The sequence below is a fragment of the Streptomyces sp. NPDC051582 genome (genome assembly GCF_040681715.1).
Lineage (GTDB): Bacteria > Actinomycetota > Actinomycetes > Streptomycetales > Streptomycetaceae > Streptomyces.
In genome coordinates, this window is record NZ_JBFAZJ010000014.1 from 79,334 (window position 1) to 104,707 (window position 25,374).

The 25,374-nt window shown below is 70.7% G+C and carries 21 protein-coding genes and 1 pseudogene; 11 read left to right on the forward strand and 11 right to left on the reverse strand.

Translation table 11 applies throughout. The annotated features are described in order from the left end of the window. Window positions 1-41: 41 nt before the first annotated feature. Entirely contained in the window at window positions 42-1,775 is a 1,734-nt protein-coding gene (locus tag AB0M92_RS19855; RefSeq protein ID WP_366103530.1) for a GspE/PulE family protein, read from the reverse strand. Window positions 1,776-2,162: 387 nt separating this feature from the next. Here AB0M92_RS19855 and AB0M92_RS19860 point away from each other — a divergent pair, with 387 nt between their 5' ends. From AB0M92_RS19860 to AB0M92_RS19870, 3 genes are all read left to right on the forward strand, one after another. Continuing rightward, window positions 2,163-2,513: a prepilin-type N-terminal cleavage/methylation domain-containing protein gene (locus tag AB0M92_RS19860; RefSeq protein WP_366103531.1), complete on the forward strand. Its 351-nt coding sequence runs from the start codon at window positions 2,163-2,165 to the stop codon at window positions 2,511-2,513. A 254-nt stretch (window positions 2,514-2,767) separates the two neighbouring features. Continuing rightward, window positions 2,768-3,595, forward strand: coding sequence for a prepilin peptidase (locus AB0M92_RS19865; protein ID WP_366103532.1), 828 nt, complete (start codon window positions 2,768-2,770; stop codon window positions 3,593-3,595). Between the two features lie 187 nt (window positions 3,596-3,782). Continuing rightward, complete coding sequence (locus AB0M92_RS19870; protein ID WP_366103533.1) at window positions 3,783-4,355, forward strand: PadR family transcriptional regulator; 573 nt, start codon at window positions 3,783-3,785, stop codon at window positions 4,353-4,355. A 164-nt stretch (window positions 4,356-4,519) separates the two neighbouring features. Here AB0M92_RS19870 and AB0M92_RS19875 read toward each other — a convergent pair whose 3' ends face one another. Both AB0M92_RS19875 and AB0M92_RS19880 read right to left on the reverse strand, forming a co-directional pair. After that, entirely contained in the window at window positions 4,520-6,412 is a 1,893-nt protein-coding gene (locus tag AB0M92_RS19875) for an FG-GAP-like repeat-containing protein (protein WP_366103534.1), read from the reverse strand. Between the two features lie 363 nt (window positions 6,413-6,775). After that, window positions 6,776-8,005, reverse strand: a complete 1,230-nt coding sequence (locus AB0M92_RS19880) for a hypothetical protein (protein WP_366103536.1) — start codon at window positions 8,003-8,005, stop codon at window positions 6,776-6,778. 360 nt (window positions 8,006-8,365) lie between these two features. Here AB0M92_RS19880 and AB0M92_RS19885 point away from each other — a divergent pair, with 360 nt between their 5' ends. Both AB0M92_RS19885 and AB0M92_RS19890 read left to right on the forward strand, forming a co-directional pair. Next, window positions 8,366-8,938, forward strand: a complete 573-nt coding sequence (locus AB0M92_RS19885; RefSeq protein ID WP_366103537.1) for a hypothetical protein — start codon at window positions 8,366-8,368, stop codon at window positions 8,936-8,938. A gap of 68 nt (window positions 8,939-9,006) precedes the next feature. Then, complete coding sequence (locus tag AB0M92_RS19890) at window positions 9,007-10,590, forward strand: prepilin-type N-terminal cleavage/methylation domain-containing protein (RefSeq protein WP_366103538.1); 1,584 nt, start codon at window positions 9,007-9,009, stop codon at window positions 10,588-10,590. A gap of 122 nt (window positions 10,591-10,712) precedes the next feature. Here the strand turns inward: AB0M92_RS19890 and AB0M92_RS19895 are convergent, their stop codons facing one another. The 5 genes from AB0M92_RS19895 to AB0M92_RS19915 form a co-directional block, all read right to left on the reverse strand. Further along, complete coding sequence (locus AB0M92_RS19895) at window positions 10,713-11,003, reverse strand: DUF1330 domain-containing protein (RefSeq protein WP_366103539.1); 291 nt, start codon at window positions 11,001-11,003, stop codon at window positions 10,713-10,715. Between the two features lie 132 nt (window positions 11,004-11,135). Further along, window positions 11,136-11,666, reverse strand: a complete 531-nt coding sequence (locus tag AB0M92_RS19900; protein ID WP_366103632.1) for a TetR family transcriptional regulator — start codon at window positions 11,664-11,666, stop codon at window positions 11,136-11,138. A gap of 22 nt (window positions 11,667-11,688) precedes the next feature. Continuing rightward, complete coding sequence (locus AB0M92_RS19905) at window positions 11,689-13,215, reverse strand: MFS transporter (RefSeq protein WP_366103540.1); 1,527 nt, start codon at window positions 13,213-13,215, stop codon at window positions 11,689-11,691. A 482-nt stretch (window positions 13,216-13,697) separates the two neighbouring features. Beyond that, window positions 13,698-14,198 (reverse strand): hypothetical protein, encoded by a 501-nt coding sequence (locus tag AB0M92_RS19910; RefSeq protein WP_366103541.1) that lies wholly within the window; start codon window positions 14,196-14,198, stop codon window positions 13,698-13,700. A gap of 177 nt (window positions 14,199-14,375) precedes the next feature. Further along, a complete protein-coding gene (locus AB0M92_RS19915) occupies window positions 14,376-15,011 on the reverse strand; it encodes a YbhB/YbcL family Raf kinase inhibitor-like protein (RefSeq protein ID WP_366103542.1) in 636 nt (211 codons plus the stop codon). Window positions 15,012-15,154: 143 nt separating this feature from the next. Between AB0M92_RS19915 and AB0M92_RS19920 the strand changes: the two genes are divergently transcribed. The 4 genes from AB0M92_RS19920 to AB0M92_RS19935 all read left to right on the forward strand — a co-directional run bounded on the left by AB0M92_RS19920 (window position 15,155) and on the right by AB0M92_RS19935 (window position 18,586). Further along, window positions 15,155-16,108: a helix-turn-helix transcriptional regulator gene (locus AB0M92_RS19920; RefSeq protein ID WP_366103543.1), complete on the forward strand. Its 954-nt coding sequence runs from the start codon at window positions 15,155-15,157 to the stop codon at window positions 16,106-16,108. Between the two features lie 63 nt (window positions 16,109-16,171). Beyond that, window positions 16,172-17,065 (forward strand): LysR family transcriptional regulator, encoded by an 894-nt coding sequence (locus AB0M92_RS19925; RefSeq protein ID WP_366103544.1) that lies wholly within the window; start codon window positions 16,172-16,174, stop codon window positions 17,063-17,065. A 103-nt stretch (window positions 17,066-17,168) separates the two neighbouring features. Next, window positions 17,169-17,699: an ATP-binding protein gene (locus tag AB0M92_RS19930; RefSeq protein ID WP_366103545.1), complete on the forward strand. Its 531-nt coding sequence runs from the start codon at window positions 17,169-17,171 to the stop codon at window positions 17,697-17,699. Then, window positions 17,699-18,586 (forward strand): CoA ester lyase, encoded by an 888-nt coding sequence (locus AB0M92_RS19935; protein ID WP_366103546.1) that lies wholly within the window; start codon window positions 17,699-17,701, stop codon window positions 18,584-18,586. Before AB0M92_RS19930 ends, AB0M92_RS19935 begins: the two co-directional genes overlap by 1 nt. A gap of 630 nt (window positions 18,587-19,216) precedes the next feature. Here the strand turns inward: AB0M92_RS19935 and AB0M92_RS19940 are convergent. Both AB0M92_RS19940 and AB0M92_RS19945 read right to left on the reverse strand, forming a co-directional pair. After that, window positions 19,217-20,856, reverse strand: a pseudogene (locus tag AB0M92_RS19940) (IS1182 family transposase). A gap of 146 nt (window positions 20,857-21,002) precedes the next feature. Further along, on the reverse strand, window positions 21,003-21,584 hold the full coding sequence (locus AB0M92_RS19945; RefSeq protein ID WP_366103547.1) for a MaoC family dehydratase: 582 nt from the start codon (window positions 21,582-21,584) through the stop codon (window positions 21,003-21,005). Window positions 21,585-21,782: 198 nt separating this feature from the next. On the opposite strand from AB0M92_RS19945, the gene AB0M92_RS19950 reads away from it, so the two are divergent. Beyond that, window positions 21,783-23,021: a CaiB/BaiF CoA-transferase family protein gene (locus AB0M92_RS19950; RefSeq protein WP_366103549.1), complete on the forward strand. Its 1,239-nt coding sequence runs from the start codon at window positions 21,783-21,785 to the stop codon at window positions 23,019-23,021. Continuing rightward, entirely contained in the window at window positions 23,006-24,247 is a 1,242-nt protein-coding gene (locus tag AB0M92_RS19955) for an SLC13 family permease (RefSeq protein ID WP_366103550.1), read from the forward strand. The genes AB0M92_RS19950 and AB0M92_RS19955 overlap by 16 nt, the downstream gene beginning before the upstream one ends. Window positions 24,248-24,403: 156 nt before the next feature. On the opposite strand, the gene AB0M92_RS19960 is transcribed toward AB0M92_RS19955, so the two are convergent. Further along, on the reverse strand, window positions 24,404-25,186 hold the full coding sequence (locus AB0M92_RS19960) for a hypothetical protein (protein WP_366103551.1): 783 nt from the start codon (window positions 25,184-25,186) through the stop codon (window positions 24,404-24,406). Between the last annotated feature and the right edge of the window lie 188 nt (window positions 25,187-25,374).

Consider the following 25,374-nt stretch of genomic DNA (forward strand, 5'->3'; position numbering starts at 1 on the left):
CGTCGTGAGTGTTCGGGTGCGTCGTGCGGGGACTGCGCGATTCAGACCACGTACACGCTGGACATGATCTCGGCGATGGTGGTGACCCCCTCCTCCACCAGACGGACGCCGCCGTCCAGGAGGGTGTCCATGTGCTGCTCGCGGGCGGCCTTGCGCAGGCTGCCGATCGGCGCCTTCTCGACGAGCAGCCGCTTGACCGCGTCGCTCATCACGAGCAGTTCGAAGACGCCGATCCGCTCCTGGTAGCCGGTCCGGGAACAGAAGTTGCAGCCCCGGCCCTGCCAGAACTCGGTGCCGGTCGACCCTCCGGCCTTTGCGAAGAAGGCCAGTTCGTCCACGCCCGGCCGGTAGGGCTCGCGGCACTGATCGCAGATCTGCCGCACCAGTCGTTGGCTGACCACCCCGGCGACCGTGGAAGTGATCAGGAACGGTTCGATGCCCATGTCGGTGAACCGGTGCAGCGCGGAGCAGGCGTCTGCGGCGTGGATGGACGACAGTACGAAGTGGCCGGTGAGAGCGGACTCGACCGCGATCCGCGCCGTCTCGGCGTCCCGGATCTCGCCGACCAGGATCACGTCGGGGTCCTGCCGGAGGATCGAGCGCAGCCCGGTCGCGAACGTGATGCCCGCCTGGTCGTTGATCTGGATCTGGTTGACCGACGGGAACACGTACTCCACCGGGTCTTCGATGGTGGTGATGTTGCGCTCGCTCTGGTTCAGCTCACCGAGCGTGGCGTACAGGGTGGTCGTCTTGCCGCTGCCGGTCGGTCCGCCGCAGGCGACCATGCCGTACGGGGAGCGCAGCAGGGACGAGAACCGTTCGTAGGTCGAGGCGGGCATGCCGAGCTCGCCCAGCCGGAACAGCACGCGGTTGCTGTCGAGCAGCCGCAGCACCGCCTTCTCGCCCCAGATGGTGGGGGTGGTCGCGACCCGGATGTCGACCGGCCTGCCGTCGATCTCGGTGGCGATCTGCCCGTCCTGCGGGCGCCGCCGGTCGACGATGTTCATGTTGGCCATGATCTTGATCCGGCTGACCACGGACGGGCCCATGTTCTCCGGCAGGCTCAGCACGTCGTGCAGCGCGCCGTCGATGCGGTACCGGACCCGAACCCGGTCGCCGTGCGGTTCGATGTGGATGTCCGACGCCCGGTCGCGCAGGCCCTGGGTCAGCATGAGGTTGACCAGGTGCACGACCGGCGCGTCCTCGCTCACCACCCTGGCCCCGGAGGCGGCGCCCCGGCCGGTCTCCGTCGCCTCGAAGGCCTCGACCAGGCTGCTCACGCCGGACAACGCCCGGTACGCGCTGTCGATCGAGCGCCGGATGTCGGAGGGAGCCGCGATCGCCAAGCGCACCCGATCCGGCGCGACGGCCCGGCCGACCTCGTCGAGCACGCGCGGGTCTCCCGGGTCGCCCGCCGCGATCAGCAGCGCGCCCTCGGCCCGCCGCACCGCGACGACGCCCAGCGAGCGGGCCAGTGCCTCCGGCACCAGGGCCGCCGCCTCGGGATCGGGTTCGCTCTGGCGCAGGTCTGCGACCGGAACGCCGAGTTGGACCGACAGCGCCTCGATCAGGGGCCGCTCGTCCACCATGCCGAGTTCGACCAGCAGCGCGCCGAGTCGCTTGCCCGACGCCGACTGCTGCAGGAGCGCCTCGTCCACCTGCGTCGGGGTGAGCAGCCCGCGCTGCACCAGCAGTTCCCCGATGCGCGGCCGCTCCTGCCCGGTGGGCGACGACTTCGCCGCGCCGGGCGGTGGGTTCCGGAGCGGTTCGTCCACCGGGACCGGAGACGGCGCCGGGCCCCGTGCTCCATCGGGCAGGGTGCCGTCCTCGCCCACAGGGCTCGTCGGCGCCGCGCGGCGCCGGAGAAACCGGTGATTCGACAAGGAACCCCGCCCCTTTCGCGTATCCGGAACAGCGGCCGATCATCCGTCGCGAGCACCCCCGCGGTGTTGTCAGCCACTGATTAGTCAGCCGGATACTACAGCACGCCGCGACACTGCCATCCGCGCCATCTCCGCGACGGTCACCCCTTGTATGTCCAGTACCTGCTACGTAGTCTGCCGCTGATTAATCAAGCAGTTACTATCGCCCGGTTTTGCTTCACCGGTCGCCGCAGATGGAGAAAGATGTTCACTTACCTGCCAGGCAAGCTGCGCCAGCGCATGCGTGCACGGAACGAGACGGCGGAAGCCGGCTTCACGCTGATCGAGCTCCTCGTGGTCATCGTGATCCTCGGCATACTGTCCGCCATCGTCGTCTTCTCCGTCCGCGGCATCAACGACAAGGGCCAGGGTTCGGCGTGCAAGACCGACAAGTCCACGATCCAGACCGCGGAAGAGGCGTACTTCGCCAGTGACAACCGCAACACGTACGGCAGCATGACCGAGCTGGTGAACGGCGGGTTCCTGTCCTCCGCCTCCCTCTGGTACGAGGTCAATTCCACCGGCGCCACGTACGACGTCGTGCTGAAGACCTTCCCGGCCGGCCAGACGAACCCCTGCAGCAGCGTCTGATACGGGGAAATCCTCACCCGGACGCCGGCGGACGGCGGTCGTCAGAGGATCGAGTCCGCCGGGTGGCATCGCAAGCGCCACCCGGCGGGCCGCGGCCCGCGACCCGCGGCACCGCCCGAATGGGCCCGTTCCTGAACCGCCTTGCGGATGGCGAGGTCGAGCGCGGCGGGGTCGCAGAGGCCTGGAGTACTGCCCTGCACCTCTCGCATCGCGCCGGTGGCGACCGGCGCGCACGGTAAGGAGCCATTGTGTCCATGCCCACCACACTCGCCTTCGTCATCGGCCTGCTGGGGCTCGCGGTGGGGTCGTTCCTCAACGTCGCCGTCTCCCGGGTGCCGGCGGGCCGCTCGGTGGTCCGGCCCCGCTCCGCCTGTCCGGGGTGCGCCACGCCGATCGCGGCCCGCGACAACATCCCCCTCGTGTCCTGGCTCCTGCTGGGCCGGCGCTGCCGCACCTGCCGCGTTCCCATCCCCGCGCGCTATCCGCTCGTCGAAGCGCTCACCGCGACCCTGTTCTTCGCCGAGGCACTGCGCTTCGGCCGGTCGGAAACGCTGCCGGCCGCGCTCGTCTTCACCGCGGGGCTCCTGGCCCTGGCCGCCTGCGACGCCGAACAGTTCCTGCTCCCCCGGCGGCTGATCTACCCGACGCTCGGGCTCACCGCCGCCTGCCTGCTCGCGGCCGCCGCGGCCACCGGCCAGTGGCACCGGCTCGGGGTGAGCGCGGCATGCGCAGTGGGCGGATTCGCCGTCTTCTTCGCCCTGCACCAGGTGCGGCCGGCCTGGCTCGGATTCGGCGACGTGCGCCTGGCCGGCCTGCTCGGCACCGGTCTTGGCTGGCTCGGTCCGTGGTATCTCGTCCTCGCGGTGCTGGCCGGCAGCTTCGCCGGGTTGCTGGTGGGCCTCGCGCTCATGGCGGCGGGGCGAGCGACCCGCCGGACCCGCCTCCCCTTCGGCCTGTTCCTCGCCGCCGGCGCCATCGCCGCCATCCTCGCCGGCGCTCCCGCCGTCGACTGGTACGAGAGCGTGAGCAGCCCGTATCCGGCGGACACTTCGACGCTCACCATCGTCCGCCACCGACCGTGACCACCACCCGGGCCGGAGGTCGGTCGCGGGCCGGCGGCCGGCGGCCGGCGGCCGGTTGCCGGTTGCCGGCTACCAGCGGACCCGGGACGGCGCTACTGGGCCTACCTACAGCGGCGCGAGCCGCATGGGCACCGCGGCCTGGTTTATCGCACAACCGCCTGCCGGACCGATTGGTAGGCTGGTTACCATGGAGAAACCTGACCGCCCTGATCTGCCACTGGCCGAGTGGATCGTGCTCGCACTCGTGGCCGAACGGCCGAGCCACGGCTTCGCCATCGCGGCCCTCACCGCGGAAAGCGCAGAAATCGGTGAGTTCTGGTACATCTCCCGGCCCATGGTCTACCGGTCGATCACGCGGCTGGCCGAGCGCGGACTGATCACTCCGGTCGGCGCAGAGGAAAGCGACCGCGGACCGCAGCGCATGATCTACGCCGCCACCCGCTCGGCGAAGACGACGGTCAGCCGGTGGCTCAGCGAACCCGTGACCCAGCTGTTCGACGTCCGCGCCGACCTCACGATCAAGCTCCTGCTGCTCCAGCGTCGCGACGCCAGCCCGGCTCGCCTGGTCGAACGTCAACGGACCGTCATCGACGAGATCGAGGAGTCGCTGCGCGCCAAGGAGGAGCACGCCGGCGACCGTCTCGTCCGCTCGATCTACTCATGGCGGCTGGAACACGTACGCGCCGCGAGCCGGTTCCTCGACGACGTCACCGTCGGCCTCGACGTCGATTCGGCGCGGCCGGCCGCCAAGGCCGGCTGACGTCGCTCGCGGCCGTCCTGAACGCGGCAACCACCTCACCGACGGCCGTGTGCCAACGAGACGGGCTCGGCGATCGCGTCATCACGATCGCCGAGCCCTCGACGCACGTCGGCGTCTCGTGAGCAGCCGCCCCGCCGTAACCGGCTCGTCGGCTACGGCTACGGCTACGGCACCTCGATGACGGTCTCGCAGGCGCCTCCGGCCGCGATCGCATCCGTGCCCGGGAGCGTCGGACCTCCGTTGGCGTCGCCGGCGCAGACGTCCGTGCCGCTACCGCCGGCGAGGGTGTCACTGTCGGCGCCGCCGACCACGGTGTCGTTGCCGGCGCCGCCGGAGAGCGCATCACTGCCGGTCCCGCCGGAGACCACGTCGCTGCCGTCACCGCCGCTGATGGCGTCGTTGCCGTCACCGCCGTCGATGTGGTCGTCGCCGCTTCCGGCCGAGACGGCGTCGTTGCCACCGAACGTGCAGATCGTGTCGTTGCCGCCGTTCCCGCTGACGCTGTCGTTCCCGTTGCCGGTCACGATCACGTCGGCGCCGCTCGTGCCGTTCAGGACCCCGTTGCCGGTGATCGTGGCGGGGAGACCGTGGCAGCCCGCCGAGACGCCGATCGTCACGGTCGCGACGTTCGAGTCGTCCGTGCCGTCAGTCGCCTCGTACGTGAAACTGTCGTTTCCGACGTAGGCGCCGGCGGGCTGGTAGGCGAACGAGCCGTCCGGGTTGAGCGTGAGGGTGCCGTGCGCCGGCCCGTTCACGACAGACGCCGTCAGCGTGTTGCCGTCGGGATCCGTATCGTTGCCGAGGACGCCGGGAGCACCGACGACGAGCGGGGTGTCCGCCCCGATGTGGCCGTACGACTCGTTCGCGGCCGCCGGCGGCCGGTTCGTCGTGTTGAGCAGCACCGACGCGTCGTTGACGAAAGTCGCCGAGCTGTTGCTGTTGGCCGTGACCACATCGGGACGCCCGTCGCCGTCGAGATCGGCTGCCGCCGTGGCCTGCGGGTTGCTACCGGCGCCCAGCCCGAACGCGAGAGGGCCGGCGAACGCACCCGTGCCGTCGCCCTCAAGCACCACGACCTCGTTGGAGACGGTGCTGGACACGAGCAGGTCGGCGTGGCCGTCACCGTTCAGGTCGGACACCGACGCGGAGCTGAGGTTCTTCCCCGCCGACAGCACGCTCGCGGTGCCGAACCCGCCCGTGCCGTCGCCGAGCAGAACGGCGACGCGTCCTGGCGTGCCGGGCGCCACGATGACCGCGTCCGGTCTGCCGTCGGCGTTGACGTCGGCGAGCCGCAGCTTGGACGGCAGCGCCACACCGGCCGAGACGCTCGACGCGGCGCCGAAGCCCCCGTGTCCGTCACCCGACAGCACGGAGAGCGTGCCGGTCGACGAGTTGGACGTGATGAGATCCAGGTGCCCGTCTCCGCCGAGATCGGCGGCCGCGATGCCCTGCGGGCCGGCACCCCCGCCCAGTGCGAACTGCGTCGCAGCGCCGAACGTCCCGTCGCCGTCGCCGATCACGACCGAGACGTTGTTCGTGTTCGCGTTGGACGTCGCGAGATCCGGCGTGCCGTCCCCGTCGAAGTCGCCCACGGCGACGTCCGTCGGGAAGCGCGCGACACAAGGGTTGTCGCCCGAGGTGTCGCACCCGGGCGTGGGGTTGAGTTGCACCGCCGCTCCGGCGCCGAGAGCGCCGGAGCCGTCGCCGAGCCAGACCAGGGCGACGCTGCCGCGCGATTCCTGGCTGATGACGTCCTCGTGACCGTCGCCGTTGACGTCGCGGATCACTGCCGTGCCGAGAAAGACGCTCGACACGGTGCGCGGCGCCGCGTACTTCGTCACGGCGCCGAAGCTGCCGCCGCCGGAGCCGAGGAACACGCCCAGGCCCTCGGCACGGATCGCCGTCACGAGGTCCGGTGTGCCGTCTTCGTCGAGATCTCCGATCGCGACGGCGGAGCTGCCGCGGCCGTCGTTGTCGAGGTTCACCGCGGTGCCGAAGGCGGTCGGATCGCTGACGGCCGCCGAGGCCGGACTGGCGGCCAGCACGACGGTCGCCACCGCGAGGACGAGCGTGGGAACCCGTCTTGGGCGGCCGTGCGTGACTGTGGCCGAGCGGCCGTCCGGCGCAAGGCACCGACGTGTCGATCTGTTCATGGGCGGGGCCCTCCTCAGGGCTGGATGAATGAGAGTGGGTGAGGCGCTCCGGCCGTGGGACCGCCGAAGCGCACAGTGACGAGCCGGCCGGTACCGATGCGAACCGGGCCTGGTGGTCAGCGATTGATGACTGAGCGAGTTAGCAGTCGACAACCTCTGCGACGTACGCGCTGCGCATGGTCCAGCCGCCTCGGAAGGGCGGGCCGGGACCGTCGGCGGGCGGTGTCCGCGCCCGCCGGCGGTCCGTTGCCCAGTGCTCCGGGTCGCCTAGTAGCCGTAGGCGGCCAGGGTCGACTGGATGGTGGAGTCCGTGTCCCAGGTGTTGGTGAACAAGGCCTCCCAGGCGGCCGCCGCGCCGGCGTTGCCGCCGCTCAGGGCGACGCCGTACTGCTCGATGTCTCCGTAGCCGGAGTACGCGCTCGAATCGAGTTCGGTCCACGTGTTGGGATCATTGCCCGTGGTGCCGTTCAGCGAACTCGACGTCCAGCTCACGTTCACGATGTTCGACTTCGCGACGAGACCCAGCTGGGTGTTCCCGCCCGCGTTCGCCGTCACCGCGCCGCGCACCTGGCTGATCCCCGATTCAAGGCGCACCTTGCACGCCGTACCCGCGCTGTCGCACGCGCTCCCCGTGAACACGTTCTGACCCGCCCCGCTGGCGACCCACGTGAACCCGTTCTGTATCAGGGCCTGCTTGGACGCCGCACCGAACGGGGCGGACGCCGGGTCGGCCACCGCGATCCGGTGCCCGCTCGTCGCGAGCCAGCTCACCACGCCCGAGATCGTCGTGGGCGCGCCGCCGGCGATCGCCGACGCATCGCACCGGGGCGACTGCGCCTTGCCGTTGCCGCTGCCGTTGACGTCCGCGCCGAACGCGAGCGGGGGGCTGCCGGCGTTGGACGGGTCATCGCCCTTGGTCGAACCCGCCCAGCTGCCGCTGCAGCTGTAGATCGCCAGGTGCCCGATCGCCACGGCGTGCTTGCTGTCGATGGTGCCGTTGCACTCGACGCTCCCGCTCGCCGTGCACGTCCCGCCATCCGCGGTCGGGATCACGGCGTCCACGTTGGCCTGGTCCGCCGACAGGAACGCGTCGATGTGCAACGGCCCGTTGACGCAGTTGTTCGACGACGACGGATTGCACGTGGTGTAGGGGCCGGCGCTCTTCAGCTGCTGACGCAGGCTCCCCGACGTGATCCCCCGCATCGTGGACGTATCGATCGCCGGCTTGTTCCAGAAGCCGCCGATCTGCGATGCGCCGTTCGCCGTGAACGCCGTGAACGATCCGAGCGACTCGACCTGACCCTTCATCTGCTTGACCGCGGGGTACATGTTGTTCGCGATGCCGACCTCCGAACCCGTCGTGGCGAACCCGGCGGGCGCCGCGGCGGCGATCAGCGCCGTCGCGAGGGCACCCACCGCGAACGCGCTCCGCACCCGGTGCATCGCAGTGCGGCCGGGGTTCGGAAGGCTCCCGCTGCGCCTGAACTTTCGTTGCATTTGCTACTCCTCGTGAATCTGATGGGCGGCGGTTGCCGCACAGGGCACCCCGCTGGTGGGAGTGAGCGAATGTCCGGGAACTCCTGGGCATCTGCGTGGTTTCCCGGCCTGAAGGTGCCGCACACGCTAGATGGTGCTCACCCAGCCACCAAGTAGTCAATGATTGACAACCGTGCTGGCTCTGTATGTAATGCACACATCCAGCCTGCAGCGGGCCGGCGGCCGAGTGCCGTCGGCCCGCTGCATGACGCAAGGAAGGGCTGGCGGCACGAGGGGCAGAGACGAGACATGGCACGGTTGAGGGGACTCTCGCGCTCGCGCGCGATCAGGTGGGGTGTGCTGGTTCTCGGGGTGGCCGCGGTGGCCCTGGTCGCCGTGACGCTTGTGCGCGGTGGGTCGGGTACGGCCGCCTCGGCCCGGAACTCCGACCCCGCGTGGTGCACGCCGGGCACCCAGCGCACCGCGCTCTGCCCCCACGGCAAGGTGTTCGACGCGAAGGAGTACGCCACCCACGGCGACGCCTTCGAGTGCATCAATTTCGCCAGTCAGGCGGATGCCCAGGCGGTGCTGCGGGCCGACCCCGGCGATCCGAACCACCTTGACGACGGAGCCGGCATCGCCTGCCGCGGGCTGCCGGAACCGCGCGACACCAAACGGGTTGCCGGCGTCACGCGCAAGGTCGCATGCGGTCCCGGCGACACCCGCAGCGCGGGCTGCCCGCAACCGGAGCGGTCCTTCGACGCGCGCTACTTCCTGCGCTACGGCAACGACGCCTACGACTGCCCGGACTTCGCGAGCCAGGCGGACGCACAGGCCGTCCTGCGTTTCCAGCCTGACGACCCGAATCGCCTTGACGGCGACGGGAAGGGCATCGCGTGCCCGGACCTGCCGGGACCGAAGGACGTCAAGCCCGTACGACGGGGAACACCGTGACGCGGCAAGGGCTCGCGCGTGCGCTCGGGCCGAACGTGACCCATCGATCGAAGGAAGCCCCCACTGCCATGACATCGGACCATCGCCCGTTCCCCTTGCGCGCCGGACGCCAGGACGGCTTCACGCTCATCGAGTTGCTCGTGGTCATCGTGATCCTCGGCGTACTCTCCCTCATCGTGGTGTTCTCCGTCAGGGGCATCGGCGACAAGGGCCGCGAGAACGCGATCGCCGCGGACGCGGCCACCCTGCGCACAGCGCAGGAGTCCTACTGCGCGAAGCGCGGACACTACGGGACGGTCGATGACCTGAAGGCCGACGGGCTGCTGGCCGGCGAACCGGTCTACAACACGGTGGTGGTCGGCGAGGAGAACAAGTGCGGCCGGGGCGAGAAGTCGTCCTTCACGCTGTACGACAACTCCACACCGACGGAGCGCGCGGCGGACGCGATCCCGGCGGGCACCAACCCGACCGACCTCGCGGTCGACGAGAAGGCAGATCGCGTGTACGTCGTGGCCGGCGGCAGCAACGACGTGACCGTGATCGACGGCAGGACCGACGCCCCGATCGGTCCTCCGATCAGCGTTTCCGGCGTCGTGTCGAACCCGAGCCGCATCGCGGTCAACCCCGGCACGGGCCAGGTTTACGTCGGCGGTACGGGCGGCGTCGCGGTCATCGACACGACCCGGGCCAACCAAGTGACCTACGTCGGCGGCTACACGACGACCGTCAGCGGTCTGGCCGTCTCCCCCGAGAACGGCGACGTCTACGTCGCCGGCGGCACCGGAAGCAACTCGGCGGTCGCCTACATCCCGGCCGGCAGCTCGTCGGCGACCGCGATCCCTCTGCCCGACGGGGGACTCGTGGGCCAGAGCATCGGCGTGGACTTCACCTTTGACCCCGTGCACCACGCCGTGTACCTCGCAAAGATGAATCTCGGTACCGGCGACGGCCGCGCGGCGGGCATCGGCCTCTTCCGCATCGACGCGCAGGCCCGCGCCGCCTCCGTCGTGACGTGGTTCCCGACGAAGTCGGGCTGCAGCGGCGGCGGGAACGTCCTCGTGGGACAGAGCGCTCGTGGCAGCGTCGCCGTCGACCCCGGCCGCAACCTGGTCTACCTCCTCGCCAAGAGGTGCGTTCCGGACCCCGAGAAGCCCTCGGGCCCGTGGAAGAGCGTTGCGACCACGATCGTCATCAATCCCGGCGACGGCAGTTCGACAGCGATCAACGACCTGGTGGGAACGCCCACCTCGACCCTTTCCGCCGTGTACAACTCAGCGGCGGGGGCGGTCTACGTCCACGTGAGCGGTGGTGCGAACTGCGGCGGCACCGGGGGCCGCATCGACAAGATCGTCGGAACGACGGTCGCGGGGCAGGCACCGGTCTGCGGAGCGTCGACCGCCATCGGGAACCAGGCGCACAAGCTCACCACGCTGAAGAACTTCAACAGGATCTTCGTCGCGCAACAGGGTGTCGGTGCCGGCCCGCCGCCGGGCGGCGTCGGGATCGTCGACGGCAGCACGCTGCTGACGGGGGCTCCGCTCGGCACGTCTCGCCAGTTCGGGGCGCTGGCCGCGAACAACACCACGGCGAAGGTGTACGCGGTCGATACGGCGAACGGGACGGTCGCGGTGTTTCGGACGGGATCGGCCTAGCAGTCACCCCCTAGGAGGTGACCGAGGCCGGCTCCCCGGATGGCCGGAGAGCCGGTCGGCGTGCCTGTCCTCGCCCGGACCGGCGTGATCACGTAGGCGTCCCCACCGGCGACCGACTCACCTCAAACGCCTTCGATGATGCGGAAGTCGCGCTCGACGGCGTCGGACAGGACGTGCAGCGCCTGCTGGTACGCCTCACCGGCGTGTGCGGCGACGGCCTGTTCGAAGCTGTCGAACTCGACCAGGATGACGCGCTCCGCGACGCCGTCCTCGTGGGCGACGACCCGCCCGCCGCGGGCGAGGGTCCGTCCGCCTCCGGCGCTGACGGCCGCAGCGGCCAGCTCGTTGTAGGCAGCCAGCTTCTCGGGATCGGAAATGGTGCGGTAGACGCTGACCCAGTAGCCCTTGGCCACGAGAACCTCCAGTGTTCGGAAAGCGCGCGTCCGGGAACGCACGCCGGAGCGTGCACCTCTGACGCCGGATTCAATGCTGCGAGCGAGCGTACCCGGCGGAAGATCACCGGGGTGGTTCACGGAACGTACCGGTCAGCGACGCGCCGGAGCCTCGCCGTCGAGCAGGGGTTGCAGGAGCGGGATGTACAGATCGGCGACTTCGTCGGGAGCCAGGCCCGTCAGTCGGTCGGCCTGGACGGTCGCGTACAGGGCCCCGAGTCCGAGCAGGACGCCGATGGCCAGTTCGGCTCGTAGCGCGGCGTCCGGCCCCGGAAGTCGGGCGGCGAGGGCGTCGATGACCTGCGTGCGGAAGTTGGCCCGGGCCTGTCCGCCGAGTTCCAGGTGGTGACGGGAGAAGGCGATGCGCAGGATCGGGTCGCGGGTCTGGCCGCGCTGGGTAGCGAGCAGGTGCAGGACCATGTGCCGGGCGAGCCCGTCCAAAGGGGCGTCGAACAGGGCGGTGGCGTCGGCGTCGAAGGTGAAGACCTGGTTGAAAAGGTGCTCCTTGGAGCCGTAGTACTTCATCACGAGCGCCGGGCTGACGCCCGCGTCATCGGCGATGGCGCCGATGGTCGTGTCGGCGTAGGCATGGCGCGCGAACGCGCGCCGGGCGGCGGCGAGGATCTCCGCGCGCCGCGCGTCGGCGTCACGCGGTCGTGCCGCCCGGTCCGGTGCCGGGACGGGCGTCGGCGGTGCCGGCGCCGGTGCCGGCGGATTCCTGGACGTCTTTCGCGGGCGGCCGCTGCGGGGGGAGGCGGAGCTCGGGCCGGGCATCGTGTTCAGCCTCCTGGAGGGGGGACGGCGCGGGTCTCGGTCGGCGCGGGATGAGGCGGGCGGCCGCACAGGCCAGCAACGCGACCGCCCCCGCCGCGGCGAAGGCCACGCGGTACCCGTCCAGGGTAGGCGCCGCCACCGCCTCGCCCGAAGCGCCGGCGAACACGCGGGTGTGCTGCGCCAGCACGGTGGCGATCACCGCGCTGCACAGGGCCTGCCCGATGGTGCGCATGAGGACGTTGAGGCCGTTCGCAGCGGCGGTCTGCTCCAGCGGCACCGCCCGCATGATCAGCATGGGCAGCGCGGAGTAGGCGAGCGCCGTGCCGACCGACACCACGGCCGCACCGGCGATGACCGCCCACAACTGCCGACTGTCGGCGAAGCGCAGCCCGTACCCGGCCGCGATGACCACCGTGCCCAGCGTCAGCGTGGCCTTGGCCCCACGGGCGGCGGACAGGCGGGCGGACAAGGAGGCGCACAACACCATGATCACACCGCTGGGCAGCAGGCACGCACCCGCCGCCACCACCGAGAGTCCCAGACCGTACCCGGTGGCCCGGGGCGTCTGGATGAGCTGCGCGGTCACGAGGGAGTTGGCGTAGAACGCGAACCCGGCCAACAACGCGGCCACATGCGGCAGCAGAACCGCCGGACGCATCGCGAGCCGCACGTCCACGAGCGGCCGCGACACCCGGCGCTGCTGGACGGTCCACCCCGCCAGGATCAGCAGCGCCGCCCCCGACAGGCCCAGGACCCGCCGACTGCCCCACCCCCACTCACCCGCCTTGGACAACGCCAGCAGCAGAAGCACCAGCCCCGCACTCAGCCCGCACGCCCCGATCAGGTCGAAGCGCCCCGGCGACCGAACCGGCTCCTCCCGCAGTACCCACCACGCCGGCACGAGCACCGCCGCCGAGAGCACGGTCATCGCCCAGAACATCGCATGCCAGTCCGCGAACTGCACCAGCAGCGCGGCCAGTGGCAGACCGAGAGCAGCACCGATCCCCACCGTCGAACTCATCAGCGCCACCGACGAACCCGTCCGATGCGGCGGCAGCACGCCCCGCAGGAAACTGATCGACAGCGGCACCACCGCGGCCCCCACCCCCTGCAACCCCCGGCCGGCCAAGAGCCAAGGGAGGGTGGAGGCCAACGAGCACACCAGCGACCCGGCGGCGAGCGCACCGAGCGCGACCAAAAGCATCCGCCGCTTGCCGTACATGTCCCCGGCCCGCCCCAGCAACGGCGTCGCGACCGCCCCGGTCAGCAACGTGAGCGTGACCACCCACCCGACGTCGACCGGCGCCGCGCCGGTCAGCCGAGGCAACTGGGGCAGCAGCGGCACGACGGCGGTCTGCACCAGCGTCGTGACGATGCCTCCCGCCGCCAGAACGGCCATGACGCGGCGATCGGTGGATGGGGATGGTGAACCAGTGGGCACCGCGAAACCCCCCTTGAAGGTGAATGGCGTTCACCACCATAGGTGAACGCCATTCACCTCGCAATGCGGTTCCGTGGACGCCGCCTGCCACAAAGGGCCTTCGGGCGCGTATCGGCGTCGAAGCCGCGAGGTCAGGCACCGGCGCGGCCTCGCCTCGGGCGGTGACCGCTCTGATCTGCGGGCTGCGGGATGCGGGCTGCGGGCTGCGGGCTGCGGGCTGCGGGATGACGACGGCAAGGAAGACGAACAGGCGGGGCTGCTCGCCTGGCTTCTCCTGATACGGCTCGCCACGCTGTGGGTGAGGCCTGCGCCGGCTGCGATTTCGGCGGCGCAGGTCCCGGTGGCGAAGCCACCGTGCACGAAGTCACGGCCAGCAGCGCCAGTCCTTACCCTGCTCCGTGCGCGACGAGCCTGCGTCCGTACCCATGCTCTTGAGCAGCTCAGTCGGTAGCCAGTGAGGCGTGGACCCGACTGACGGCACGCAGGACCTCGTCCCGGTTCTTCGCCCGCTTGATCCATGCCGGAAGGCGGGCCACCAACGTCATCTTCTGTCTCGTGTCGTACCAGGGCGCCCGCTCTCGCAGCGACGCCTGCACGAAACGGCGGATCAGGTCGAGATGTTCGAGGTTATGGGCCCACAACCACCCATGCCGGGTTTCAACCTGGAGCCACAGCGGGATGCCGAAGTACGGATCCGTCGCGGGTTGAGCTGTTCCACGGGAGAGCGTGACGAGACGACCGCTCCACACCCGTGACAGCCCGCAGCCACCGCAGACCAGACGTCGCGGCCTGAACAGCATCCGACCGCCGGGATCGGAGTCTTCGGGCGCCGGAACGACACGAGCGGCTTTCGCGCAACCGGGGCATCGCACCATGATCGAGCTGATGAAGTCGTACTCGCTGCTGCGCGGATCCCGGAACCGACCGGAGAACAAGGCCATCCGGCGAGTATGCAACTGTCGCGCAGAGCAGCGCATCCCGATTCGGCTGAACCTCGAACCACACCCGGCACAGGCCCCCGACGCCCTGCACCATGCCGCGGAAGGGGCGCGGCGACCACCGCGGCCTCGAACCTCCGCGCCCGTCCCCCTGCCTCAGGGAGGCGAGTTCGGGGGTGGTCAGCGGCGGGCGGTGGGCGTGATCCGCGCCTGCCCGATGACGTGGCCGGACATGGTGAAGGCCGCGACGGTGGGCGGCGTGGTCGCGGCCAGGTTGAGCGTCGGCACGTCCAGCGCGTAGACGTTGATCTCGTAGTGGTGCGCGATGTCGCCGCTCGGTGGGCAGGGTCCCAGATACCCGCTCGTTCCGGAGTCCGCGGTGCCGGCCACCGCCCCGGCCGGCAGTGCGGAGTCCACACCGGTCCGGTCGGCGGGGATGTCCCAGACGAGCCAGTGCCAGAATCCGGCTCCGGTGGGCGCGTCCGGATCGAACATGGTGATCGCGAAACTGCGGGTGGTCCGCGGCGCGTCCCTCCACGAGAGCCGAATCTGCCGGTCGCCTCCGGTGCAGCCGAAGGCGTCGGCCCAGGTGTCGGCCGGGAATTCCCCGCCGTCGCTCACGTCGGGGCTCGTCACCGTGAATCGTTGCGCGGAATCGGGTACGCCCTTGCGGATCTCGGAGTAGCCATAGGCCGTCCGAACGGTCGCGGGTCCGGCGGCCTTGTGTCCTTCGGGAGCGGTCAAGGCCACGCCCGCGGTGAGTGCGACACCCGCGACGACGGCCGCGGCAGCGCCGGTGAGCAGGGACTTCTTCATCGGTTCCTCCTGGAGACGGTGAGTGGTGGATCGATGGTCCGCACCCGGGCGGGCACCCTGGAAGGCCGTGCGGATGGTGGTATCCGCGGTGCCATGCTGCGCCGTGGACAGCGGGCCGTGGTGTCGGGTGATGATGGGGTGTGGTGGATCGTCGAACAGAGCGGAACGAGGAGCTGGCACAGTTCCTGCGTGCCATGCGGGCGCGGCTGCGGCCGGACGACGTGGGCCTGCCGAGCCTGGGGCGTCGCCGCACACCGGGACTGCGGCGCCAGGAGGTCGCCCAGCTGGCGGCCGTCAGCGTGGAGTGGTACGTCCGGCTGGAACAGGGTCGGGCGGGCGAGCCCGGCACGGCGGTGCTCGACGGCCTGGCGCGGGCACTGCGCCTGTCGTCCGTGGAACGCGAGCACCTGCACGTGATCGCCCGGGGCCGGGTACCGGCGCCCCGGCCCCGCCCCGTGCGTCTGCCGGTGAGCCAGTCGCTGCGCGTCCTGCTGGCCGGGATCCCGCTCCTTCCCGCCTACGTCGTCGACTTCAGGCTCGACGTCCTGGCCCACAACAGCGCCGCCGCCGCGTTGTTCGGCGAGGACTTCGGCAGCGGCGACACGGACAACGTGGCCCGCATGCTCTTCCTGTCGCCCCGCGTGCGGGACATGCAGCTGGACTGGGCTCATGTGGCCCGGGAGACGGTGGGCAATCTGCGAGCCACTCTCGGGCGCCACCACGAGGACCCCCGGCTGGTGGAGGTGATCGGGGAACTGCGTGCGGGCAGCTCGCAGTTCGCGCAGTGGTGGGACGACCACACGGTCAGGCAACGGGCCCACGGGGCCAAGCGGATCAGACATCCCTCCGTCGGCGACCTGGCGGTGCGTTACGACACCCTGGCCACCTTGGACGGGGCCGAACAGTGCCTGGTCGTCGTCACACCGGCCGACGCGGCCGCCGAGCGGTGCCTGCGCGTACTGATGGTCGACCGCGCCGGTTCCCTCAGCGGCCCCGGTCTGCACACCCTCGCTGCGCCGGCCCACTCCCCCGAGGTCGCGCCGGGCAGCGCCCGGCCGGGGACGTCGCAGCGCCTGTGGCCCGGCGGCCGGCGGTGAACACGGTCCTCGTGTCCGGCGGCTGCCACGGCCGGATCCCGTACCGCACATAGGGTGTGCCTCATGGAGATCAGAGAGTTGCAGTGGTTCGTGGCTCTTGCCGAGTCGGAGCACGTGACCTCCGCGGCCGAGCGCCTCAACATCGCCCAGCCCACCCTGTCCCGGGCGCTCGCGCGCCTGGAGAAGCGGGTGGGCGTGCCGCTGTTCGACCGCCGCCAGAACCGGCTTCACCTGAACAAGTACGGCGAGGTGTTCCGGGCGCACGCCGTGCGCGCCATCAGCGAGATCGACCGCGCCGAACAGCGCATCGCCACGCTGATCGATCCCGACACCGGCACCATCGCCCTCGGCTTCCTTCACTCCTACGGCACCTGGCTGGTCCCCGGACTGCTCGCCGGGTACCACCGGATCGCCCCCGCGACCACGTTCGAACTGAGAGGGAGCGCTGCGGACGCCGTCGTCGACGGGGTGCGGCGCGGCCGGCTGGACCTCGGGGTCACCAGCCCGCGCCCCGCGGACGACTCTCTGCACTGGACACCGCTCCGGGACGAGCGGCTGGTCCTCCTCGTGCCCGCCGACCACCAACTCGCGTCCCGCGACCGCGTGCAGGTGGCCGAGCTCGCCACCGAGTCGTTCCTCGCACTGCAACCGGAATTCGGCCTGCGCCAGGTGGCCGACCGGCTGTGCGAGGCGGCGGGCTTCACGCCGCGGATCGTCATGGAGTCCACGGAGCTCAGCACGTTGCGCTCACTCGTGGCCTCCGGGCTCGGGGTCGCCGTGGTGCCCGCCACCGGTGACGTGACCGCTCACCACGGGCGCACCGTGTCCGTACCGCTCACCGACCCCGGGGCGTTCCGGACGATCGGAGTGATCGTGCCGGCCGGGGGGCCGCGCGCGGAGGTGGTGGCTCGGTTCTACGACTACATCCGCTCCACCGCGGAGCACGGCGAGGAGTGAACCGCTCGGCACCACCCCGTCACCTGGGGTGATGCGTGAAGCGCATGAAGTCGCCGGAAACGCGTCATTTCACAGGGCGAGGCGGCGGTCCGAGGATTGCGTCATGGGTACCAACAGCACCGTCGACGCTTCGCGATCCTGCGGGAACCGCCACCCGGCAACGGGTCCGGCGCTCCGGGCGGGCACTCCCGAGGCGGCCCGCACATCGGCGCCCGCGCGCACCGCGTCCCGTCAGGGTGTGGTCTGCGTGGCCGCCGAGAAGAACATGGTCTCCGAGGTGCGTCACTTCGCCTCGGCCCTGCTGGGCTCCTGGGGCGTGGCCGCCTCGGACCGCGAGTCCGCCGTCCTGATCATCGGTGAACTGGGCGCCAACGCGGCCCAGTACGGGCGCGCCGAGCTGGCCATGCGGCTCTCCCTGGAGGGCGCGACGCTCCGCATCGACGTATGCGACCTCGGCGGCCTCTCCGCCGTCCGGCGGTCCGCATCGGCGAACCGGCCGACCGGGGAATGCGGTCGGGGACTCGCGATCGTCGGCCTGCTCGCCGACCGGGTCGAGACCACGCTGTCCGAAGGACGGCACGCGGTCCGGGCCGACCTGCGGCTCACCACCCCCGGCACCCGCGGGGGGATGTGATGGTCCTCGGACCCCGGCAGGCCCGCTCGTGGCTGTTCACCCCGGCGGACCGCCCCGAGCGCTACCCGCGCCCGGACAGCCACCCGGACAGCCACCCGGACAGCCACCCGGACAGCCTCCCGAACACGCGCCCGGGCAGGCCCGGAGCGGACGCGGTCGTACTCGACCTGGAGGACGCCGTCGCCCCGGGCCGCAAGGCGTTCGCCCGCGACCGGCTCACCCGGCGCGGCGCCGTCGGCGCACCCGTATGGGTCAGGATCAACGACCGCACCAGTGAACACTGGTGCGACGATCTGGAGGCCGTCGCCGGCCTGCCGTCCCTGGTCGGAGTGATGCTGCCCAAGGCCGAGCACGCCGAGCACGTCTCCGCGACGGCTGCCCTGCTGCCGGCGGGAACACCCGTCGTCGCCCTGGTCGAGACCTCGCTCGGCATGGAGAACGCCTTCGCCATCGCCCAGGCGAGGGCGACCTTCGCCCTCGCCTTCGGCGTCGCCGACTTCCGCCGTGAGACCGGACTGGGCGACGCGCCCGAAGCGTGGGCCTACCCGCGTACCCGGCTGGTGATCGCCAGCCGGGCGGCGGGGCTGCGCGGTCCCATCGACGGACCCGCCATGCACCTGGACGATCTCGCCGCGGTGCGCGCCGAAGCGGACGCGAGCCGGGCGGGCGGATTCACCGGCAAGCTCTGCATCCACCCGGCGCAGACGGCCGCCGTGAACGCTGCCTACGGCCCCGCGCCGGAGCAGCTCGCCTGGGCCCGTCGGGTGCTTGACCAGGCCGCCCACAGCGAGGGCGCCGCTGTCCGCGTGGACGGGGAGATGATCGACCGGCCCCGTCTGGAGTACGCCCGCGACCTGTTGGAGTTCGCCGGGGTGGCGGGCGCGTAGGGCGGTCCCCCCGGCGCCCCGGCACCCGCTGTGGGCGGGGCCGGGGATCGACGGTCGGTACGTACGACGGGTGACCGCCCGGGATGACCGGCGCCGCGCCGGGGATGACCGGCCGCGCCGTGGAGGGCCGGTGCGCGAAGGGGCGCGGCCGTGTGACTCTGTTGGTTAATGCCTGGCCCCTTGGGTGAGGCCCGTCGCCGTCAGGCGGTGGGCCTCAGTGCTTCGAGGCGGGAGATGCGGGTGCCGATTCGTGGTGTGCCTCAGAAGTGCAACGGCTTGCCTTCCAAGGCGCCTTGTGATGAGCCCGAGCTGCCGGGGCCCATGTAGCGGCCTACTCCAGCCGGTGCACGATGACCGAAGGGGCGTAACTCTGGAAGCCCTGCATAGTTGATCACTGTGTGAAGAAATCACTCATCAAGTGTGTAAGCGTCGGCGCTATGGCGCTGGCCCTGATGTCGTCAGCAGCGATCCCGGCCCAGGCTGCAACCCGAGCCGTTCCCTCCCCCAGCAACGTCGACGTCATCAGCGAGGCTCTCCAGGAGACTCTTGGGGCGCTGCTCAACGTCATTTCGCCAGGCAGTGGCAGCCCTGTTGGTTGATGCCTGGCTCCTTGGGTGAGGCCCGTCGCCGTCAGGCGGTGGGCCTCAGCGCTTCGAAGCGGGAGATGCGGGTGCCGATTCGTGGTGTGCCGCTGGCCCAGTGGTTGAACCGTGAGAGGTTCATCCCTGCGGCAGCGAATAAGTGCTGAAGGTGGGTCTTGGGCTGGCCGCGGTAGCGGGACCGGCGCATGCCGTAGGCGCGTACTCCTTGGGACGGTGGCCTCAATGCCGTTGCGCTGTTTGTAGCGTTCGCGCCACTCGTGGGATTGCTGGGCGGCGCGGTTCTGCTTGATCGCGTGGTGTTCGTCGTGCTGCCGCAACATGATCTCGCGGCGCTGGCCGGTGGCCGATCCGACGCATGAACGCAGGTCGGGGCAGGGGCGACACTCGGTGTGACGGAAGCGGACCCGGACGACTTCAATGCCGCTGGAGTTGGTGCGTGGATACCACTGTCCGGTGGTGACCCCGTTGGGACACGTCACCTGTTGGAGGTTCCAGTCGACGCTGAAGGCGTCGGTCGCGAACCTTCCTTTCGCCTGGACCGTGGTGTTCTTCTGAATTGGTCCCGCAGTTCGACACCCAGTTCTCGGCGGCGAGGATGTTGCTGCCGTCGATGTAGTTTGCGTCGGCCAGGTGGATGGCGGGCAGCATCCCGCGGGCGGCCAGGTCTGCCTGGATGCTCTGGGTCATCTTGGAGTCGTTGACTGACGCGTCGGTGGTCGCGACGTGCGTGATCAGGTTCGGCGCGTCCGGCTCGCAGGTCTCGGTCAGCTGGATCAGATAGCCGGCCCACCCGGAACCGGCCTTGGAACCTCGGCGGGCATCCAGGTCGTAGGGCGAACAGGGCTGAAATCTTCCCGGCGGCAGGTCTTTCTCCTCCCGCCAACACACCTGACCCTCACTGACCTGGTAGTTCTTCACCCAGACCTGCCGAAGGGTCTCCACCGGCCCAAGCATCCTCACCTCGCGTGGCGCGTCAGGCGCGAAGACCGCGGCCATCAACCGCATACCGTCCGCGCCGACCTGCACCGTCCAGGCGCGCTGCTTGTCCCTACTCTTGGGCAACCGAGCCTCCTCGACCCGGTGGCCGTAGCGGTCGAACCATTCCAGATCCACCCTGCCGGCCAGCCATTCCGGCGCCACGGCCGTGATCGCGTTCAGGGCAGCCCTCAGGCTCTCCCCGACCAGTGCCAGCCGGTTCAGGCCCGTGATCGCCCCCAGCACTTTCGCGGAGTCGGTCCGCTGCCGCCCCGCTGTCTTCAGCAGGCCCCGTTCCCTGGCCAGCCGCAGGACGAGGTCGAAGACCTCGCCGGCCTTCTCTCCTGCCAGCAGCCGGGACCGGAACTCGCTGAGTACCGAGTAGTCGAACCCGGCGTCAGTCAGCTCCAGGCCGATCGCGTACTTCCAGTCGATCCGTGTGCGCACTGCGTCCGCCGCCTGCCGGTCAGACAACCCTTCGGCGAACTGCAACACCGTGACCAGGGCTAACACCCCGGGTGCGACCGCAGGGCGCCCCCGCTCGGGATACAGGACGGCGAACGCCTCCCCCGAGAAGACCTCGCCGAACTCGTCCCGCAACCTCATCGCGAAAGAACCACGAGGACACACCATCCGCGCCACCCGCTCGGTCTCCGCCGGAATCTTCCCCAACCCCACCACACGCAACGACACCGACGCCCTCCCCGGACGCGAAATTGGCCTTCACCACCCACAACAGGGCGGTGAAGGCCAACGTCACGCGGAGGGGCCAGGCATTAACCAACAGAGTCCGTGTGCCGCGCCCCTTCCCCGCCGCTCCCCTCCGCGCGACGGGCATGTCAGCCGTCGAGGCCCGCCGCGGCCCTGGAGCGCTCGTCCCACACGGGCTGCACGGCATCGAACGAAGGCCCTTGCCCGCGCCGGTACACCATGAGCGTCCGCTCGAAGGTGATGACGATGACGCCGTCCTGGTTGAATCCGATCGTGCGCACGCGGACGATGCCGACGTCCGGCCTGCTGGAAGAGGCCCGTGCGGACAACACCTCCGACTGCGAGTAGATGGTGTCGCCTTCGAACACCGGGTTCGGCAGGCGCACCCGGTCCCATCCCAGGTTCGCCATCACGTGCTGGGAGACGTCCGTGACGCTCTGCCCGGTCACCAGGGCCAGCGTGAAGGTGGAGTCGACCAGGGGCCGGCCCCACACCGTCTGCGCCGAGTAGTGCCGGTCGAAGTGCAGGGGTGCGGTGTTCTGCGTGAGGAGCGTCATCCACGAGTTGTCCGTCTCCAGGACGGTCCGGCCGAGGGGGTGCCGGTACACGTCCCCCACCTCGAAGTCCTCGAAGTAGCGGCCCTGCCAGCCTCCTGCCGGGGCGCGGTACTGGTGGTGGGGGTCGGGGCGGCTGAGGTTCTCGTTCGTCATGCTCTCATCTTCGGAATGCCGCGCGGAGTTGTGAAATGACCGAATGCGTCATGCGCCATGCGCGGCGGGCATGACTTTGCCGTCGTCTCGTCCCATGCACGGCGCGCATGAGGCGGCGTTCCTTTCGTCATTTCACACCGGTTCACGGACGGCGGACAGTTTCCCCACACATCCCCGACCGTCCTCCGGAGGCACTCCATGCCCGAGCCGCATCCCCCGCACGGCCTCGACGAACCTTGCGACGGACCGGAGGACCAACCACTGCGCGGCCTCGTCGTCGTCTCCCTCGAACAGGCGGTCGCCGCACCGTTCGCGACCCGTCAGCTGGCCGATCTCGGCGCCCGTGTCATCAAGATCGAACGCCCTGGCACCGGAGACCTGGCCCGCGGTTACGACCGCACCGTGCGCGGCATGTCGAGCCATTTCGTGTGGCTCAACCGCGGCAAGGAGAGCGTCCAGCTCGACGTGCGCTCGCCCGAGGGGAACCGGCAACTGCGGGCGCTCGTCGACCGGGCCGACGTCCTCGTCCAGAACCTCGCTCCCGGAGCCGCCGCCCGCCTCGGCATCGGCAGCGCACAACTCGCCCCGAGCCGCCCCACACTCATCACCTGCGACATCTCCGGATACGGCAGCACCGGCCCCCACCGCGAACGGAAGGCCTACGACCTGCTGGTGCAGGCGGAGGCCGGGCTGCTCTCCATCACCGGCACCCCGCAGAGCCCCTCCAAGGTGGGCCTGTCCATCGCCGACATCTGCGCGGGCATGTACGCCTACTCCGGCATCCTCACGGCGCTCCTGGAGCGCACCCGCACCGGCCGCGGAGCCACGCTGGAGGTCTCCATGCTGGAGGCACTGGGCGAATGGATGGGCTACGCCGAGTACTTCACCCGCTACGGCGGCACCTCCCCCGCCCGTACCGGAGCCAGCCACGCCACCATCGCCCCCTACGGCCCGTTCCCCACCGACGACGGGCAGAGCGTGATGCTCGGCCTCCAGAACGCCCACGAGTGGGACGCCTTCTGCCGGGTCGTGCTCCGCCTGCCGCGCCTCGCGGACGACCCCCGGTTCCTGGGCAACGCCGAACGCGTCGCCCACCGGGAGGAACTCGACGCCATCGTGCGGGACACCACCGAGGGCCTGAGCGCCGCCGAGCTCGTGGCCAGGCTGGACGAGGCACGCATCGCGCACGCGCGGCAGCGCACCATGAGCGAGTTCAGCGAGCACACCCAGCTCCGGGCACGGGGCCGATGGGCCTCGTTCGACAGCCCGGTCGGCGAACTGACCGGCCTCGTACCTCCCGTCACGGTGGCCGGACGCGTCCCCGCACGGCTGCGGTCCGTACCGGCACTGGGCGAGCACACCGCATCGGTCCTCGCCTGGATCGACACGCCCCTTGAGCACTCACCCGAAGGAAGAACCTCATGTCCACGGAACTGATAGGCGTGCTGGTCCTGGCCACCATCTTCGTCCTGGCCTCCGTCACCGGCCTCAACATGGGCGTGCTCGCACTGGCCGCCACCTTCCTGCTCGGAGTGGTGTGGCTCGGCCACCCGGCCAAGGAGGTGCTGGCGGGTTTTCCGGCGGACATGTTCGTCGTGCTCGTCGCCGTCACCTTCCTGTTCGGCATCGCCCGCACCAACGGCACGGTGGACTGGCTGGTCCACTCCGCGGTCCGGGCCGCCGGCCACCGCGTCGCGGTGGTGCCATGGCTGCTGTTCCTGCTCGCCACCCTGCTGTGCGCCACCGGCGCGGCCTCCCCGGCGGCGGTCGCGATCGTGGCACCCATCGGCATCACCTTCGCCGTGCGCAACGGCATGAGCCCGCTGTACGCCGGGCTGATGGCCGTGAACGGGGCCGCCGCGGGCAGCTTCGCACCGACGGGGATCCTGGGCGGCATCGTGCACTCGTCCCTCGCCGCGAACCACCTGCACGTCGACGGCGCCGCCCTGTTCGGGGGCACCTTCGGCATCAACCTGGCCGCCGCGTTCATCACATGGCTCGTCTTCGGCCGCCGACGCGGGACGGCGCCCGCCCTGGCACAGGAGGCGGACTCCACCGCGGCACCGGACCCGGTACTCGGTGCCGAGCAGGTGGCCACTCTGGTGGCGATGGTGCTGCTGGTCCTGGGCACCACCGTCCTCTCGCTGGACACGGGCCTGCTCGCGCTCACGCTGGCCGCGGCCCTGGCCGTCGTGTTCCGCACGACGGCCCAGCGGGCCGCGAAGGAGATCGCCTGGCCGGTCGTGCTGCTGGTCTGCGGGATCGTCACGTACATCGCCCTGCTGCAGAAGCTCGGGGTCGTCGACTCCCTCGGCGAGACGATCGCCGCGGTCGGTGTCCCGCTGCTGGCCGCCCTGCTGATCTGCTACGTCGGCGGCGTGGTGTCGGCCTTCGCCTCCACCACCGGCATCCTCGGCGCCCTGATGCCGCTCGCGGCCCCGTTCCTCGCCTCGGGCTCCATCCCCGCCACGGGCCTGGTCATCGCGCTCGCCTCGGCGTCCACCATCGTCGACGCGAGCCCGTTCTCCACCAACGGCGCCCTGGTGGTGGCCAATGCACCGGAGCCCGTGCGGACGCAGACGTACAGCGGTCTGCTGCGCTGGGGCGCGGGCGTGTGCGTGATCGCCCCGGGCGCGGCCTGGTTCGCGTTCGTGGTGCTGTGAGCGAGGGCCCGAGCCGTCGCCCCGCGGCTCGGGCCCCTCTCGTGTCCCGGGAACGTCCTCGCCCCGGCGGGACACCGGTTCAGCCGGGGCCTGCGGGTCCCGAACGATGCGGACCCCGACCCCTCGACACTGGTCCCGGGCTTTCGTGCGGACCCGTCACGGGCACGCGGTGACGCTGTCACCCCGGTCCGCTCGGCAGGTGTCGGTCTGTGCTCCGCCCTGGATGCGGTCGTTGCCGCCGATCCCGTCGATGGCGTCGAGGCTGTCCCGGCCCGTCCCCCCGTCGACGAAGTCGTTGCCGGGGCCGGCGGTCACCTGGTCGTTGCCGTTGCCACCGTCGACCACGTCGTTGCCCGCGCCCGCGTCGATGAAGTCGGAGCCGTTCCGGCCCTCGATCGAGTCGTTTCCGTCGCCTCCGAGGATCCGGTCCCGGCCGCTGGAGCCGATGAGGGTGTCGTTACCGGCTCCACCGGAGAGGAAGTCGGCGCCTTCACCGCCTTCCAGCGTGTCGTTCGCGTCCCCGCCGTAGAGGCTGTCGTCGCCCGAGCCGCCCGTGAGCGTCGCACCCGTAGTCGCGAGAGAGGACGTGATGTCGTCGGACTGGTCGCCCGCGTCGACGACGAGCTCGGTGAGGCCGCCGGCTCCGGGGCAGACGGCCTCATGGGCACCGACCGCCGTGCAGCCTCCCGTGCCGACCACGAAGTCGCCCGTGTCCCTCACCCGGATCACGTCTCCGGTGCGCCATAAGGAGATCGTGTTGCTCACGCCCACTGCGGCGGTGACGGTGACGGACGTGCCGGTCCTGCTGACCAACGTGCCCGCCGACGCGTTGCCGGCCGGTCGCGTGTGGGGCGCTGCGCCCGCCGGGCCGGTGAGCCCCAGCGTGATGCCGATCATCGCCGCCATGACGGCGATGGTGCGGTGGGTGGCCTTGTCCATGGGGTGCCTCCTGGGGCATTGGGGGACGTCGACAGGCTCGAACTTGGCTGACCTCAGGTGATGCGAGCCGGGCCGAGAAGCGCGGCTACCGAGCGAGCGGCGTGCTTCGCCGGCACGGCGGAAGCGACCATACTCCAACGCATTTGAACAATATCAACCACGAGCCGGAAGCAGGCTGTCCGTTGCGG